General features: G+C 67.4%; 13 protein-coding genes. 11 read left to right on the top strand and 2 right to left on the bottom strand.

Translation table 11 applies throughout. From position 1 onward, the window contains the following. Positions 1-11: 11 nt before the first annotated feature. Entirely contained in the window at positions 12-2126 is a 2115-nt protein-coding gene (locus AC06G6_RS12390) for a PIG-L family deacetylase (RefSeq protein ID WP_479822438.1), read from the bottom strand. A gap of 489 nt (positions 2127-2615) precedes the next feature. On the opposite strand from AC06G6_RS12390, the gene murA reads away from it, so the two are divergent. Genes murA through AC06G6_RS12370 form a run of 4 tightly spaced genes read left to right on the top strand, consistent with a single transcriptional unit; the run spans position 2616 to position 6943 of the window. Further along, positions 2616-3941: a UDP-N-acetylglucosamine 1-carboxyvinyltransferase gene (gene murA / locus AC06G6_RS12385; protein ID WP_307462443.1), complete on the top strand. Its 1326-nt coding sequence runs from the start codon at positions 2616-2618 to the stop codon at positions 3939-3941. 10 nt (positions 3942-3951) lie between these two features. Next, entirely contained in the window at positions 3952-4746 is a 795-nt protein-coding gene (locus tag AC06G6_RS12380) for a lysophospholipid acyltransferase family protein (RefSeq protein ID WP_479822436.1), read from the top strand. Beyond that, positions 4743-5795, top strand: a complete 1053-nt coding sequence (locus tag AC06G6_RS12375; protein ID WP_479822434.1) for an NAD(P)H-dependent glycerol-3-phosphate dehydrogenase — start codon at positions 4743-4745, stop codon at positions 5793-5795. Before AC06G6_RS12380 ends, AC06G6_RS12375 begins: the two co-directional genes overlap by 4 nt. Before the next feature lie 2 nt (positions 5796-5797). Next, entirely contained in the window at positions 5798-6943 is a 1146-nt protein-coding gene (locus AC06G6_RS12370; protein ID WP_479822432.1) for a D-alanine--D-alanine ligase family protein, read from the top strand. 4 nt (positions 6944-6947) lie between these two features. Here AC06G6_RS12370 and AC06G6_RS12365 read toward each other — a convergent pair whose 3' ends face one another. Continuing rightward, positions 6948-7451, bottom strand: coding sequence for a DUF3515 family protein (locus tag AC06G6_RS12365; protein WP_479822430.1), 504 nt, complete (start codon positions 7449-7451; stop codon positions 6948-6950). A gap of 263 nt (positions 7452-7714) precedes the next feature. Here AC06G6_RS12365 and AC06G6_RS12360 point away from each other — a divergent pair, with 263 nt between their 5' ends. The 7 genes from AC06G6_RS12360 to wecC are packed head-to-tail and all read left to right on the top strand — an operon-like array spanning position 7715 to position 16238. Next, a complete protein-coding gene (locus AC06G6_RS12360; protein ID WP_479822427.1) occupies positions 7715-8290 on the top strand; it encodes a hypothetical protein in 576 nt (191 codons plus the stop codon). 8 nt (positions 8291-8298) lie between these two features. Beyond that, entirely contained in the window at positions 8299-9561 is a 1263-nt protein-coding gene (locus AC06G6_RS12355) for a glycosyltransferase family 4 protein (RefSeq protein ID WP_479822425.1), read from the top strand. Next, a complete protein-coding gene (locus AC06G6_RS12350) occupies positions 9558-11309 on the top strand; it encodes a glycosyltransferase family 4 protein (RefSeq protein WP_479822423.1) in 1752 nt (583 codons plus the stop codon). Before AC06G6_RS12355 ends, AC06G6_RS12350 begins: the two co-directional genes overlap by 4 nt. Positions 11310-11341: 32 nt before the next feature. Continuing rightward, complete coding sequence (locus AC06G6_RS12345) at positions 11342-12196, top strand: ABC transporter permease (protein WP_479822421.1); 855 nt, start codon at positions 11342-11344, stop codon at positions 12194-12196. After that, positions 12183-13070: an ABC transporter ATP-binding protein gene (locus AC06G6_RS12340; protein ID WP_479822419.1), complete on the top strand. Its 888-nt coding sequence runs from the start codon at positions 12183-12185 to the stop codon at positions 13068-13070. The genes AC06G6_RS12345 and AC06G6_RS12340 overlap by 14 nt, the downstream gene beginning before the upstream one ends. After that, positions 13070-14977 carry a glycosyltransferase family protein gene (locus tag AC06G6_RS12335; RefSeq protein ID WP_479822417.1) on the top strand — a complete coding sequence of 636 codons (1908 nt, stop codon included), beginning with the start codon at positions 13070-13072 and terminating at the stop codon, positions 14975-14977. The genes AC06G6_RS12340 and AC06G6_RS12335 overlap by 1 nt, the downstream gene beginning before the upstream one ends. Further along, complete coding sequence (gene wecC / locus AC06G6_RS12330) at positions 14964-16238, top strand: UDP-N-acetyl-D-mannosamine dehydrogenase (RefSeq protein WP_479822415.1); 1275 nt, start codon at positions 14964-14966, stop codon at positions 16236-16238. Before AC06G6_RS12335 ends, wecC begins: the two co-directional genes overlap by 14 nt. The last annotated feature ends 173 nt before the right edge of the window (positions 16239-16411 follow it).

Below are 16411 nucleotides of genomic sequence, written 5' to 3'. Positions count from 1 at the left end.
GGCGGTTGGCGTCAATTCGCGTAGGCCTGGAATTCGGCGAGCCCGACGTTGCGGGTGGTGCCGCTGACGGTGGTAACGGTCAGCCGCACGCTGGTGGTGGCGCGGCCGGTGAAGCTGATGGTGGTTGCTTGGCCGGCATTGTCCAGGGCGGGGACCGCGACGGTGCTTCCGTCGGAGAAGGTCAGGGTGCCGCCGGTGACCTGGTCGTTGCTGTTGGGCCGGTCGTAGAGCACGACCCGGTTCAGGGTGACGGCGGCGGGGAAGGCGAGGTTGAGGTAGCTGCCGGCCTTACCGCCGACGGTCGCCCATTCCCGGGTCGAGTCGACCGGGTAGCCGGCAATGACGCCGTCCACGGCCTTCACAGCGGTCTGGCCCGAGGTGTCGTTCTGGGAACTGGCCGTGACTGACGCCGAGGCCGCGACGTTGCTGGCGGCGGGGGCGGGAGCGGGAGCCGGGGCCGGCGCGGGGGCGGCGGTGCCCGGGTAGGCCTGGAGTTCGGCGAGCCCGACATTCTTGGTGGTGCCGCTGACGGTGGTGACGGTCAGCCGCAGGCTGGTGGTGGCGCGGTCGGGGAAGCTGATGCTGGTCGCCTGGCCGGCGTTGTCCAGGGCCGGCACCGCGACGGTGCTTCCGTCCGAGAAGGTGAGCGTGCCTCCGGTGATCTGGTCGCTGGCGTTGGGCCGATCGTAGAGCACGACCCGGTTGAGGGTGACGGCGGCGGGGAAGGCGAGGTTGAGGTAGCTGCCGGCCTTGCCGCCGACGGTGGCCCATTCCCGGGTGGCGTCGACCGGGTGGCCGGCGATGACGCCGTCCACGGCCTTCACCGCGGTCTGGCCCGAGGTCGTGTTCTGGGAACTGGCCGTGACCGATGCCGAGGCCGCAACGTTGCTGGCCGTGGGAGCGGGCGCGGGGGCGGCGGTGCCCGGGAAGGCCTGGAGTTCGGCGAGCCCGACGTTCTTGGTCGTGCCGCTGACGGTGGTGACGGTCAGCCGCAGGCTCGTGGTGGCGCGGTCGGGGAAGCTGATGCTGGTCGCCTGCCCGGCGTTGTCCAGCGCCGGCACCGGGACGGTGGTTCCGTCGGAGAAGGTCAGGGTGCCGCCGGTGATCTGGTCGCTGGCGTTGGGCCGGTCGAAGAGCACGACCCGGTTCAGGGTGACGGCGGACGGGAAGGCGAGGTTGAGATAGCTCCCGGCTTTGCCGCCGACGGTGGCCCATTCCCTGGTGGCGTCGATGGGGTGGCCTGCGATGACGCCGTCCACGGCCTTCACCGCGGTCTGGCCCGAGGCCGTGTTCTGGGAACTGGCCGTGACCGACGCCGAGGCCGCAACGTTGGCGGGGTCCGGGCCGGCAGCCGGAGCCGCTGCAGTCGCAGCGACGGTGTAGGAGCGGGACAGCCATTTGCCGATCGAATTGTCGGCGCATTCAGCGGCCGTGGTGCAGGTCTTGGAATCATGCTGGGCGTAGACCAGGAAGGCGTCGGTCTTGGCCGTCAGGTCGGGATCGGCCACATTGGACGGGCGCTGGGAGGTGCCGTAGCCCTGGTAGCCGGTAATCGAGTGGGCCAGGGTGTACTGCTGGTGCGCGCCGAGCACGAGGTAGGCGACGGAGTGGTGGTCGCTGTGGTCCCCGTCGCCGAAGCTGCCGGCGAAGTCCAGCGTGGAAATCCGGTCCGGCTGGTAGCTGTTCATCAACGCCAGCAGGGTGTCCTGAAGCGCCGGAAGCGTGTACGAGGAGGAGTCGTTGACGGCAGTGATCGTGCCGATCGCGCCGCTGTAGAGCTTCTGCAGGCTCTGGTAACCGTAGTTGGATCCGCCTCTTCCATCGCGGTGACCGTCCGGCAGCCGCATGAAGGCCAGCGACAGCTGCGGGGCCCCGTCCAGGGTGGCCACCGGAATCGGGTGCCCGGCGACACCGGCATCCGAAGTCGTCCAGGAGTCGCCGGTCCCGGCGAGGTGGGCGTAGGCGGCCTTCACACCGTCCTCCCGCGCGCCCCAGTAGTCCGCGTCGTCATTGGCGTCGCCGGCCGTGAGATAGACAGTGCGCACGCACAACCCGTCGCGGATGGCCGAGAGGAGCCAGGGGCTCTGGAATATCAGGTCATCATCCTGATGGGCGACGATGTTCATCGCAGTTCCCGCAGGGCACCCGGGAGCAGCAGCAGCATTGGGTGCGGTCGCCACTGTCCCGGTGAGCGCGGCGACCAGCGCTGACGCAAGCAAGACTAGGGACCATTGACGAAGCCGGGAAAACGGCATTTGACTCACCCTCACTGGTCATCAAGCAATAGCTCCTGGTGACAACCGAGCTGCCCGTTGCCGCCAGCTCCCACACGAGCCCTTACTGTCGAGGATGGTGGCCGTGTGGCACCTCACACCACGAGGGCGGCTACTCGATTAGGCCGCTGCAGCACCCGTCTTTTGGTGCCGGCTACTCGGCCCCGGGACAGGGGGAAGCAGGTAGCGTTGAACGGCAGACGCTTTGATTCCGACGGCGGTCGCGGCGGCGGCGACGACGACCCGGCGCGCCCTGTATTTCAGATCGGTAACGCAAGCTCCTATGCTTAGCTGGAGCCTTTCTAAGGATTTGGGGGCGAGTAGTCGTGAGGAAACCGGTATATGAGTAGTGTTCTGACAATCCGCGGAGGCGTCCCGCTGACTGGCCGCGTCACCGTGCGGGGGGCCAAAAACCTGGTCCCGAAGGCCATGGTGGCCGCCCTGCTGGGCAACGAGCCATCCGTGCTGCGCAACGTCCCTGAAATTAAGGACGTCGAGGTTGTCACCAGCCTGCTTCAGCTTCACGGCGTCACGGTCGAGAAGGACCCCGTCACCGGGGATCTGACGCTCGACCCGACCAACGCGAAGACCGCGTCCCATACGGCGATCGATGCGCACGCCGGCGATTCCCGGATCCCGATCCTGCTGTGCGGTCCCTTGATCCACGCGATCGGCGAGGCATTCATCCCGGACCTGGGCGGCTGCAAGATCGGTGACCGCCCGATCGACTACCACCTGAACGTGCTGCGGCAGTTCGGTGCCGTGGTGGAGAAGCGTCCCGGCGGCATCCACATCTCCGCGCCCGGCGGCCTTAAGGGCGCCAAAATCTCGCTGCCGTACCCCTCCGTCGGCGCCACCGAGCAGGTGCTGCTGAGTGCCACGAGGGCCGAAGGCATCACCGAGCTCTCCGGTGCGGCCACGGAGCCGGAGATCGTCGACCTCATCGCTGTGCTGCAGAAAATGGGCGCGATCATCAGTGTCCAGACGGACCGCACCATCCGGATCGAGGGTGTCCCGGACCTCGGCGGCTACAACCACCGCGCCCTCTCGGACCGCAACGAGTCGGCGTCGTGGGCGTCCGCGGCGCTGGTGACGCGCGGCGACATCTTCGTCGAGGGCGCCACGCAGCGCGACATGATGACCTTCCTCAACACCTACCGCAAGGTCGGCGGCGGGATGGACATCGGCGACGACGGCATCCGCTTCTACCACAAGGGCGGCAAGCTCAACCCGCTGGTCCTCGAAACGGACGTGCACCCCGGCTTCATGACGGACTGGCAGCAGCCGCTCATCGTTGCCCTGACGCAGGCCGAAGGCGTGTCGATCGTCCACGAAACCGTGTACGAGAACCGCTTCGGCTTCACCGAGGCGCTGATCCGGATGGGCGCCAACATCCAGGTCCACCGTGAATGCCTCGGCAGTGTGCCGTGCCGGTTCGGCCAGCGCAACTTCCTGCATTCCGCCGTGATTTCCGGGCCCTCCCAGTTGACCGGCACCGACATCGACGTACCCGATCTGCGTGGCGGGTTCAGCCACCTGATCGCGGCGCTGGCTGCCAACGGCACCTCCCGGGTCACCGGCATCGACATCATCAACCGGGGCTACGAGCGCTTCACGGAGAAGCTCGCGGGCCTGGGCGCCGATTTCGACATCACTTCGTCCGAGTAGCGGGTACCACGTGAAGGAATCGGCCAAGAGCCACATCACTTTCGTTGTTGTGGCCGCGATTGTCCGTCCGGTCATGAACCTTCTGATGCGGAAGGAATGGATCGGCCTGGAGAAGCTGCCTGCCGGCGGCTTCATCGCCGCGCCCAATCACTGCACCGAAATTGATCCGCTGGTGGTGGCGCACATGCTCTACAACCAGCAGCGGATGCCGCGCTTCCTTGCCAAGGCCGGACTCTTCAAGGTGCCCGTGCTGGGATTCGTGCTGCGCGCCACCAAACAAATCCCGGTGGAACGCTCGACGGCGGGCGCCAACCGCTCGCTGCAGATCGCCAAGGAAGTGGTGGACGGGGGCGGAGCCATCATCATCTACCCTGAGGGCACGCTCACCAGGGACCCCGAGCTGTGGCCGATGAAGGGCCACACCGGTGCCGCGCGGATGGCGCTGCAAAGCGGAATCCCCGTGGTGCCGATCGCTCACTGGGGTGCGCACGAGGTCCTGCCGCGCTATGCCAAACGGCTCCACCTCTTTCCGCGGAAGACATCGCGCCTGGTAGTGGGCGATCCGGTGGACCTGAGCGCCTTCGCCGGGCGTCCACTGGACAAGGCCACCCTCGCCGAGGCGACCAACGTGATCATGGCGGCCATTACGGAACTTTTGGCCACGCTCCGCGGGGGACAGCCTCCGCTGGTCCGCTGGGACCCTGCTGCCCATAACCAGTCGACCCACGGCCGCTTCATTGAGCAAGGCGGAAAAACAGGCGGTTCAGCAAAACCAGAAGAGAAACGTGGGGATAGCGACGAATGACATTCGATCAAACGCGGGGGCTGTCGGCCACGAGGGTTGCTGTACTCGGCGCCGGATCCTGGGGGACCACTTTTGCGAAGGTGCTCGCTGACGCGGCCACTGCCTCCGGGGTCGAACGCGACATCCGGCTCTGGGGCCGTCGCGGTGAAGTCGTCGACCAGATCAACCTGAAGCACCGGAACGAGCAATACCTCAAAGATGTTGCCCTTCCGCCCAGCATCACCGCTTCAACCGACGTCGCCGAGGTCCTTGACGGCGCTGAGCTCGTGGTCCTGGCCGTTCCGGCGCAGACCCTGCGGCTGCAACTGCGCCAGTGGAAGAACCTGCTGGCGCCCGGCGCCCTGGTGGTTTCCCTGATGAAGGGACTCGAACTGCACACCGATGCCCGGATGAGCGAAGTGATCTCCGAGGAGCTCGGCATTCCGGTCAACCGGATCGCTGTGGTGTCCGGACCCAACCTGGCCATGGAAATCGCCCGGGAGGAACCCACCGCCTCGGTTGTGGCCTGCTCCGACCCGATCGCGGCCGGCTGGATCGCCCGCAGCTGCACCGCCCCGTACTTCCGCCCGTACACCACAGGCGACGTTGTCGGCGTCGAAATCGGCGGCATCGTCAAGAACATCATTGCCCTGGCCGTCGGCATTTGCGAAGGCAAGCAGATGGGCGACAACACCAAGGCCTCGGTCATCACCCGCGGCCTCGCGGAGACCTCCCGGTTGTCGCTGGCCCTGGGTGGCGAGGCGCAGACGATGGCCGGCCTCGCCGGCCTCGGCGACCTCGTGGCCACCTGTTCCTCGCCGCTGTCCCGGAACCACACGGCCGGACGGCTGCTGGGCAAAGGGCTGACGCTGGACGAGGTCGCGGCCGAAATGACGCAGACGGCCGAAGGGATCAAATCCGCCCAGGCCGTTCAGGAGCTGGCCGGCAAGCTCGGCGTCGAGATGCCCATCACCGCGGCGGTCGTAGCCGTGCTGGCAGGAAAACTGTCCGTCGACCAACTGGGGCCGCTCCTGCTGTCCCGGGACCTGAAACCTGAAGGCGATTACTGAGCGTGACTGAAGATAACGTGAGCACCACGGGACGACCCGCCCAGGCACGGCCCCGGGTGGCAGTGCTGTTCGGCGGCCGCTCCAGCGAACACGCGGTGAGCTGCGTGACGGCCGCCGGGGTCCTCGGCGCCATCGACCAGACGAAGTACGAGGTCATCCCGATCGGGATCGCCAAAACCGGCCAGTGGGTGCTGGCCTCCGGGGACACCCATGACTGGTCGCTCTCGGCCTCATCCCTGCCCGAGGTCGCCTCCTCGGCCCGGACCGTGGCGCTGACCGAAATCGGCGGCGAACACCAGCTGATCGTGGCCTCCCCGAACGAGATTCCCCAGGAACTGGGCGCCGTGGACGTGGTATTCCCGCTGCTGCACGGTCCGTTCGGCGAGGACGGCACCGTCCAGGGCTTCCTGGAACTTTCCGACACCCGTTACGTGGGCGCCGGCGTGCTGGCGTCCGCCGTGGGCATGGACAAGCACTTCATGAAGGTGGTGTTCGAATCCGCCGGGCTCCGCGTGGGCCCCTACATCGCCGTGACGGACCGGCAGTGGCGCAACGACCCCGAGACCGTCCGCAAGCGCGTGGACCAGCTCGGCTTTCCGGTCTTCGTCAAGCCCGCGCGGGCGGGTTCGTCCATGGGCATTTCCAAGGTGGACTCGCTCGAAGGCCTGGACGCCGCGATTGAGGCCGCCCGCGAACATGATCCGAAACTTGTGATCGAGGCTGGCATCGTCGGCCGCGAAATCGAATGCGCCGTCCTGGAAGGACGGGGGACCGACGCGCCCCGGACGTCCATGCCCGGAGAGATTTCCGTGGCAGGCGGCGGGCACGAGTTCTACGACTTCAACGCCAAGTACGTGGACGACGCCGCAGCCCTCAGCTGCCCCGCCGACCTCCCGGACGAAGCCACCGCCCGGGTCCGCGAGCTGGCCGCCGTCGCCTTCGACGCCGTAGGAGCCGAGGGCCTGAGCCGGGTCGATTTCTTCTACACCCCCGAGGGTGAACTCATCATCAACGAGATCAACACCATGCCCGGGTTCACACCCAAGAGCATGTACCCGCAGATGTGGAAGGCCTCCGGCCTAGGCTACGCGGAGCTGATCGATGAACTGATCTACCTGGCGCTGCACCGCAAGACCGGCCTGCGCTAGGGCCCTACTGGCTCGGGGGCAGGTTCTGCAGGTCCGCCTGGCCCACGCAGTTCCGCCCCGCCGGTAACTTCGCGGCGGCGGCGGCGAGGTCCGCGAGCACGGTGGCGGAACTGATCTTGTCCGGGTCCATCAGGATTTCCGTGGCGGGCTCGCGCCCGAACGTGGTCAGGGTCCACACCGGGTCGCCCTCCTTGATGACCCAGTCAACGCCGTTCACGCTGACGCAGCGGTCCGTCGTCGGCCCCGGAACATTCACCCCGCAGCGCAGGATGACCAGGGACGGGTCGCCCCACGCCGCGGTGGCCTGGCTGTTGGTCTTCCGCAGTTTTGCCTCGCCGATAGCGTCCGGCAGCGCCACCATCATGGGGGCACACGCGGCGTTCGCCGCGTCCTTGGCGGGCGCGACGTCGACAACCGGAGCGCAGGCGCTCAGTACAATCCCTGCGGCCGCCGCCACAGCCAGCAGGCGGAGCGGACGTGCGGAAGCCGGGAAGCGGAGCTGATGCATTGATTAAGCCTATCCCGGCCCGCCACGCGCTGCAGCACGGTGGGGCGCCCGCCAGCACGCCGGATGAACCTTAGGTGAACGGCCCGAGTCGGCAGTCGAGTAGACTGGGGCGATCGTGCAACTCTGGGGCGCTGCCGGCAATGACGTCCTTTCTGGCCAGAACCACGCACACTCGTTTAGCTCATGTAACTGGGGGAGGGACGGCCATCACGTCGCGCAGCCTGAAACTTAACATTGCACGCCCCGGTCTGACAGCACTGCTGGTGGCCCTCGCCCTGTCGGCGGCGGTCCCCGCCGCGCAGGCCGCGGATGAGCCCTCACCCGGCCCGGTGCCGGAAATCGTGTTGCCCACGCCGGCGCTTCCGGCGCCGCCGACGGCGGAGCCGGAGCCTTCGCCGGCTCCCTCCGAGACGGCCACTCCCGAGACTCCGCCGTCCGACCCCGTGGTTGAGCAGCCGCCGGCCGTCCCCGAATCGCCGGCCGCAGAAGCAGTCCCTCCGGCTCCGGCCGCCCCCGCGGCGGTCACTCCGCCGGACGCGACCCGACCAGCCCCGGCCCGCGCGACCGGGACCGCAGGAGCCGAGGCAGTCCCGGCCGAGGCGACGCAGACGCCGTCGCCCACTCCCGAGCCCCTGCAGTCGACGGCACCCGCCGCTGCGCCTCCGGCCGAGCCTCCGGCAGTCATGCAGGCGCAGATCCAGGCCGCGGTGGCCGTCGCCACCGGCAGCCCGCTGGCGGTCCAGTTGATCACGGTGCTGATCCTGCTCGCCGCCGGGTTCGCGTACTTCAGGTTCCTCGGCGGGAAGAGCGCCAGCTTCGCCTCCAAGGCCGGGGAGTAAGCACCCGCATGCGAAAACACGCCGGGCTGGACCCTGCCCGCCCTGAACCCAAGCGCTCCCCGGTGCGCATCACGCTGCTGACGCACTCCTACTGGCCCGAGCACAGTCCGCCCCAGCGCCGGTGGACCGCCATGATCAAGGAATTTTCCCGTGCCGGCTGGGACGTCGACGTCGTGGCGCCCGTAGCGCACTACCCCTTCGGCCGCCGTGCCCTGCCACGGCGGCTGGCAGGCAGGCCGTTCGTGCTGCAAAACGGACAATTCACCGAGAAGATCCTCCGGGTGCCGTATCTGCGCCACGGCAACTCCCGTGCCGCCCGGCTGGTGGACCAGTGCTTTTCGGCGGCGCTCTCCGTGCCCGCCGGGATGCTTCTCCGGAAGCCCGACGTCGTCATTGTCACCGCGCCGGCCCTGCCGTCCCTGCTTGCCGGGTACGCTCTCGCGAAGTTGCGGAGAGTACCGCTGATTGTCGAAATGCGGGATGCGTGGCCCGATCTTGCCCGCGACGCCCGGCTCGTCCAGGGAAGTGTCAAGAGCGTCGTGGAGCACGTCGTTGATTTCGTCCAGCACCGGGCAGACCTCGTGGTCACCGTGACCGACGGTTTCGCTGAAACCCTTCGTTCACGCGGAGTCCGCAGGGTGGCCACCATCAGCAACGGCCTGCACCTGGACGCCATCCCGGTCCTCGATGCACCGGACCTGGAGCGTCCCGTTTTTGAGGCGCTGTACCTCGGGAACCACGGCGAGAGCCAGCGGCTGGAGGTGGCGATCCGGGCGAGTGCCCTGGTGGGCGACTCGATGCACCTGCACATGGTGGGACACGGGACCCGGCGCCGGGCCCTTGAGAAGCTCGCCCGGGAGTTGAAGGCGCCGGTGACCTTTCACGCGCCGCTGCACGGCGAGGCCATGATGGAGCGCTACGCGTCGGCGGACACATGCCTTGTGTCGCTCCGCGACGACTGGAAATCATTCGAAACCACCGTTCCGTCCAAGACCTATGAGGTCCTGGCCGTAGGCCGCCACGTGACGGCCATGGTGCGCGGCGAGGCGGCGCGGGTCATTGCCGACGCCGATGCCGGCGATATCGTGGCCAGCGACCCGGAAGCCCTGGCAGCCCTGTGGCGCGAACTGGCCGCCGACCGGGGCCGGCTCGTCCGCAACGGTGACAGCCGGCAGTGGGTCAAGACCCACGCCGAGTACGGGCTGTTGGCCGGCCGGTACGTGGACATCATCGCTGAGCTCCTGGGCAAGGCATCCGTAGACCCCCGATGATCCAGGCCCTAAGAAACCTGCGGCTCGCCGCGCACACGGCAGGACAGCACCTCTCGGACGACCCGGTGCTGCTTTTCCTGCAAGCATCCCGGCGCGTCCCGTCCTCGGTGGTCCGTCCCCTGGCCCGGCTCACCTGCGCGGCGGCCCCCAAAGGCTCCACAGCCGTGCCCGTGCTGCTCGCATCCCTCACGCGCGGCGACACCGACGACGTCTCACGACGGCTGCGGATCGCCGCAGGCCGCAGCGTCTCCGGTGAAAAGGCCCGGAAGCTTGCGGACATCGCTCTCGTGGCCAATCTGCCGGAGCTCTCGGACCTCCTGCTGGCCGGTGCAGGCAATGCGCCCGGCCTCAAGTCTGCGCAGGCACGCAGGCTCTGGTATGCCGGGGACCTCACCGGCGCCGTCGCCGTCCTTGAAGGGTCCAACCGCGCGGGACGGCAGCAGCAGGCACGGCTCGCCGGCGAGGCAGCCGTGTACGCCGGCGCGGGGCCCTCACTGCCCCGGCAGGTGTTCACCCCCGTACCCGGCCGGGTGCTGCATTTGCTGACCAATTCCCTGCCCCACACCGCCAGCGGCTACGCCCAGCGGTCCCACTCGGTCATGGCGGCCCAGCAGGAGGCAGGCTGGGACGTGCTCGCCGTCACGCGGCTGGCCTACCCCGTACAGGTCGGAAAGCTCCTGGCCCGGGCCAGCGACGTCGTGGACGGCGTCGAATACCGCCGTCTGCTCCCGGCGCGGCTGGCGCCGGCCATGGACGCCCGACTGCAGCAACAGGCCGAGGAACTGCTGAAAGTGGCGCTGGAATTCAAGCCCGCCATCCTCCACACGACCACCCACTTCGTCAACGGCCTGGTGGTCCGGGCGGTGGCGGACGCGCTGGGGATCCCCTGGGTCTACGAGGTCCGCGGGCAGCTGGCGGACACGTGGGCGGCCACGCACGGACCCGAGGCCCGGGACAGCGAAAAGTACCGGCTGTTCCGGGCACGGGAAAGCGCCGTCATGCGCGACGCCGACCTCGTAGTGACGCTGGGCCAGGCCATGAAGGCCAACATCGTCGCGGCGGGCATCCCCGGGGAGAAGGTGCTCCTCGCACCCAACGCGGTGGGCGGGGCCTTCCTCCGGACGCCGCTGGATCCAGCCGGGGCACGCCGCGAGCTGGGACTGCCGGAGGACGGACTCTACATCGGCACCGTCAGCAGTCTTGTCGCCTATGAAGGCCTGGATGACCTCGTGAGGGCCTTCGCGCTCCTCGCGCCGGACTACCCGCAGCTGCGCCTGCTGATCGTCGGCGACGGTGTTTCCCGGCCCGCCCTGGAGGATCAGATCAGTGCCCTGGGGCTGTCCGACCGGGCAATATTTACGGGCAGGGTGCCGCGGGATCTGGCCCCGCTCTACCACCAGGCCCTCGACGTCTTTGTGGTCCCGCGCAAGGACCTGGACGTGACCCGGGCGGTGACTCCGCTCAAGCCCGTCGAGGCCCTGGCGAGTGCCCGGCCGGTGGTCGGGAGCGACCTGCCCGCACTTCGGGAGATAATAGACGACGGCGGTAACGGGCTTCTTGCCCCCGCCGAGGACCCCCGTGAGCTTGCCCAGGCGATCTCCACGCTGCTCTCCGACGCTGGCTACAGGGCGGCGTTGGGGCAGGCGGGCCGTGCAGCGGTGCTGGCCGGGAGGACCTGGGCGGCCAACGCCAAGGCCCTGACCACCCGCTACGCTGGGCTGCACCATGACCATGAGGAGAACGAGTAGTGTCCGCAGATAGTGCAATAGACCCGGAGACGGTGGCCGTTCAGCCTCTCTCCGTGGACATGCGGCGGCTGACCCGAGTCGGTTCGCGGCCATCGTTCCTGGATTATCTCGTCCGGCTCTGGGACTTTAGGCAGTTCATGTTCTACGACGCCCGTGCCCGCATTCAAAGCGGGACGCGCCGGGACCGGCTGGGCAGCGCCTGGCTGCTGCTGAACCCTGTCTTCAACGGCCTGACCTACTTTCTGATCTTCGGGCTGCTGCTGAACACCAGCCGCGGGATCGAGAACTTCGTGGGCTACCTGGTCGTGGGCATCTTTGTGTTCCAGTACAGCTCCGGTGCCATCACGTCCGGCGCACGCTCGATCCGGAACAACAAATCCGTGGTCCAGGCCTTCAACTTCCCGCGGGCGGCGCTGCCCATCGGTGCCAACGTGCGGGAACTGCTCAGGGCTGTTCCCCTGATCCTCGCCATGCTGCTGATTGTGGTGGTGCTGCCTCCCGCGGAGGAAATCACCTGGCTCTGGATTCTGGTGATACCGGCCATCATGCTGCAGGCGCTCTTCAACCTGGGGGTGGGACTCATCCTGGCCCGCATCATCTCCCGGGTCCACGACGTCACGCACCTGCTGCCCTTCGCGCTCCGGGCCTGGATGTACGGTTCCGCCATCTTCTTTTCCTACGACCGGTTCGTCACGCATCCCGAAATCCTGGCGGTCATCAAGCTCAATCCCTTGTTCAATGTGATCGACATCGTCCGGGACTGTGTCCTCTACGCCAGGGTTCCCCAGTGGCAGTCATGGGCCATTCTTGCTGTCTGGGCCCTCGGGACGCTGGGCGTGGGCCTGGTCTACTTCTGGAAGGGGGAGGAATCCTATGGACGCGGATGACCAGGAGCTCTACATCGAGGGTCACCCCTGCGTGGTGGTGGACAGCGTGGAGATGCGGTACCGCGTGGCCTCCAGCGCGGCCTCGGACGCTGACGCGGAAGAGGCAGCCCCGCGCCTCTTCCGCCGCGCAGTCCGCAAACCCAACATGGTGACCGTGCACGCCCTGAACAGGCTGTCGCTCGTGGTTGAGCGCGGCGAGTCGGTGGGCATCATCGGCCGGAACGGCTCGGGCAAGAGCACGCTGATGAAGATCATCAGCGGCCAGTCGAAGCCGTCCAAGGGCGCTGTCTTCGCCTCCAGCACCCCCATCATGCTCGGCGTCAATGCGGCTCTCGTGCAGGACCTGTCCGGCGACCAGAACGTGATCCTCGGGTGTCTCGCCATGGGCATGAGCCGGGCCGAGGTGGACGAGAAGTTCAACAGCATCGTGGAACTGTCCGGACTCGAGAAGTCCATCCACCTGCCGATGAAGTCCTACTCCTCAGGCATGGCATCCCGCCTGCGCTTTGCCATCGCGGCGAGCGTCGACCCGGAGATCCTCCTGGTGGATGAAGCACTCAACACCGGTGATGCCCAGTTCGCGGACCGCAGCAAGCTGCGGATGGATGAGCTCCGTGAACAGGCGGGCTGCGTGTTCCTGGTCAGCCACAGCCTGGACACGATCAAGGACATGTGCACCCGGGTGATCTGGCTCGACAAGGGCGACCTGATCATGGACGGTGATCCTGAGGCAGCCATCAAGGCCTACCAGGAGTTCACCCGTCACCTCTCCAAGGGCAACAACATTTCGGCCACCAGGATCCTCGACGAGGCCAAGGCGAATCTCGTGGCCACCGAGGTCCGCGGCCGGTCCTCACGCCGGAGCCGGGGCTGATGGCGGGTCTCCGGGAGATCCGGACAGGACTGTGGCATCTGCGGAGGGGCGGGCCGGCGCAGTTCAAGTCCTGGCGGTCCCGCCGGCGCATTGAACAGGGCTTCGCCGCGCCGCGCAACGTCCAGGGGGTCGAGGCGGCCTGGACCGGCCGCGGAAACAAGCGGCGGCTCTCGCTCCTGCCGGCGATCCTGCCGCAGCAGCAGCCAACCCGGCCGGATGTGCGTGCAGCAGTCATCCTGGATGATTTTTCGGCGCTGGCCTTCGGCTACGAATGGTCCACCGTCCCGGTCCATCCGCACACCTGGCGCACCGACCTGGCAGCCGCCGCTGTCGACCTGCTGTTCGTGGAATCGGCGTGGGCCGGGAACAGCGGGCTGTGGCGCGGCAAACTGGCGGGCCCGAACGGTCCGAGTGCCGAGTTCCGCGAACTCGTCGGCTGGTGCCGGGAGCAGGGCATCGCGACCGTCTTCTGGAACAAGGAAGACCCGCCCCACTATGACGACTTCCTCCCCGCCGCCCGGCTCTTTGACCGGGTGTTCACCTCCGATTCGGGCCGCATTCCGCAGTACCGGGTGGATCTGGGCCACGACCGGGTCAGTTCCCTTCCGTTCGCCGCCCAGCCCGCCATCCATAACCCGGTCAGGCCCGGACACGGCCGGCACAGCAGGGATGTTGCGTTCGCGGGGATGTACTTTGCCCACAAGTATCCCGAACGCAGGGCCCAGATGGATTTCCTCCTCGGCGGCGCGCTGGACGCGTCCGCAAGGATGCGGACGGGCCTGGAAATCTTCTCGCGCCAGCTCGGCGGCAACGCCGAGTACCAGTTCCCGGCGCCGCTGGATAGGCGCGTTGTCGGCTCGCTGAGCTACCCGCAGACGCTGTCCGCGTACAAGGCGTACAAGGTCTTCCTCAACGTCAATTCGGTGGTTGACTCGCCCAGCATGTGTGCCCGGCGGATCTTTGAGATCACGGCATCCGGCACGCCTGTCGTGACCGCGCCCAGCCTGGCCATGGAGCAGTTCTTCACCCCCGCGGCGGTGCCCGTCGCCGCCACCCGCAAGGACGCCGAACACCTGACCCGCGCGCTGGTCTCCAACCCGGAGCTGAACGACCGCACCGCGCACCTGGCCCAGCGCACCATCTGGGCGGGCCACACCTACGCCCACCGGGCGGAGACTGTCCTGCAGCACGCACTCCCCGGCCTTCAAACCGGCGTGCGGCGGCCGTCGCTTTCGGTGCTGTTGCCCACCATCAGGCCGCAGAACCTTGAGAGTGTCTTCCGAACCCTGGCAGGACAGCACGGCGTGGAACCGGAACTGGTGCTGCTCACCCACGGCTTCCGACTCTCCACCGAACGGCTGGCGGAGCTCTCCGGCCAGTCCGGGCTCCGGAACGTGGTGCTCCTGGAGGCGTCGCGGGATGTTTCGCTGGGGGAGTGCCTGAACAGGTGCGTCGCCGCAGCCGGTGGCCAGGTCCTCACCAAGATGGACGACGACGACCATTACGGCCCGCACTACCTGAGCGACCAGCTGCACGCGTTGTCGTACTCGGGTGCGGACGTTGTGGGGAAGCAGGCGCACTACATGCACCTCGAGACGTCCGACGCCGCCATCCTGAGGTTCGCAACCAGGGAGCACCGGTTCACGGACTTTGTGATGGGACCGACCATCATGGCCCGCCGGGACGTTTTCACGGACCATCCGTTCGCGCAGGTCACGGTCGGGGAGGACACCGGATTTCTCCGCGCCGTCCATGCCGCAGGTAAGGTCATCTATTCGTCGGACCGCTTCAACTACTTCCAGGTACGCACGGGAGACGGACACACTTGGCAGGTAGATGATGCCGAGCTGCTTGCTTCGGGCGACATTAAATTCTACGGAAAGCTACATGGACATGTTGACATCTAGAACCGCCGAGACCGGGACGGGCATCAGGACGGTCGCCGTCGTCGGCCTGGGCTACATCGGGCTGCCCACGGCAGCCATCCTGGCCACCAACGGTCTGGAGGTCATCGGCGTCGATCTGAACCAGGACACCGTGGACGCCGTCAACAACGGTGACGTGCCGTTTGTGGAACCTGACCTGGGCATCCACGTCGCGGGCGCGGTCAGCCAGGGAAGGCTTCGAGCCCAACGCGACACTCCCAGCGCGGATGCCTACATCGTTGCCGTGCCGACGCCGTTCAACGCCGACAAGTCCGCGGATATGTCCTACATCGCCGCCGCCGCCCGGGCCATCGCGCCCCAGCTGAGCGGCGGTGAGCTCGTGATTCTGGAGTCGACCTCACCGCCCGGGAGCACCCGCCGGCTCGCCGAACTGATTCTCGGCATCCGCCCGGACCTGAGCCTTGACGGCCGGGACGGCCAGCCTGCCCTTCTGGTGGCGCACTGTCCCGAACGGGTGCTGCCGGGCCGGATCATGATCGAGCTGGTAACGAACGACCGTGTGGTGGGCGGCCTCACGGCGGAGGCTGCCGAGGCCGCGGCTGCGCTGTACGGGGTGTTCTGCCAGGGCGAAATCCACCTCACGGACGCCGCGACGGCCGAGATGTCGAAACTGGTGGAGAACGCCTACCGCGACGTGAACATCGCGTTCGCGAACGAACTGTCCGTCATCAGCGAAAACCTGGACATCGACGTCTGGGAACTCATCCGGCTGGCCAACCACCATCCCCGGGTCAACATTCTTCAGCCCGGCCCCGGCGTCGGCGGCCACTGCATCGCCGTGGACCCCTGGTTCATTGTGGCCGCGGATCCAGATAACTCCGTCCTGATCCGTACAGCCCGCGAAGTCAACGACCGCAAGCCCGGCCACGTGGTGGAACAGGTCCGCAAGGCTGCCAGCGGTATCAGCCGTCCGGTGATTGCCTGCCTGGGCCTGGCCTTCAAGGCCAACATTGATGACGTCCGGGAGTCACCGGCAGTGGAGATCGTCCGGCGGGTGGCAACGTTGCAGCCCGATGCGGATATTCTTGTCGCGGCGCCGCACAAGAATCAGCTGCCGAAGGAGTTGGCTGAGTGTGCCAACGTCCGGCTGATGGAGACCGACAAGGCGATCGAGGCGGCCGACGTCGTGGTGCTTTTGGTCGATCACGACAAGTTCCGTGACATTGAACCGTCGAGCCTTGAGGGCAAGAAGATCATCGACACCCGGGGTTTCTGGCGCTGAAGCAGTCGGCGCAGGCGTCAACGACGCTTTGTACGTAAACGAATGATGAGGGTGGGGCCGCTCACGGCGGCCGGCCCAGGGGAGATCAATGCATAACCGAAGTGACACATCAGCGCGGCTGCCCGCCGGCAAGCATTTTGCCGTCACCTGGAGCGTGCCTGTGGTGCACGGCG

Source organism: Arthrobacter sp. CJL-S3 (assembly GCF_056711635.1).
Note: the sequence above shows the minus strand (reverse complement) of the source record. Positions and strands in the feature narration are given on the sequence as shown.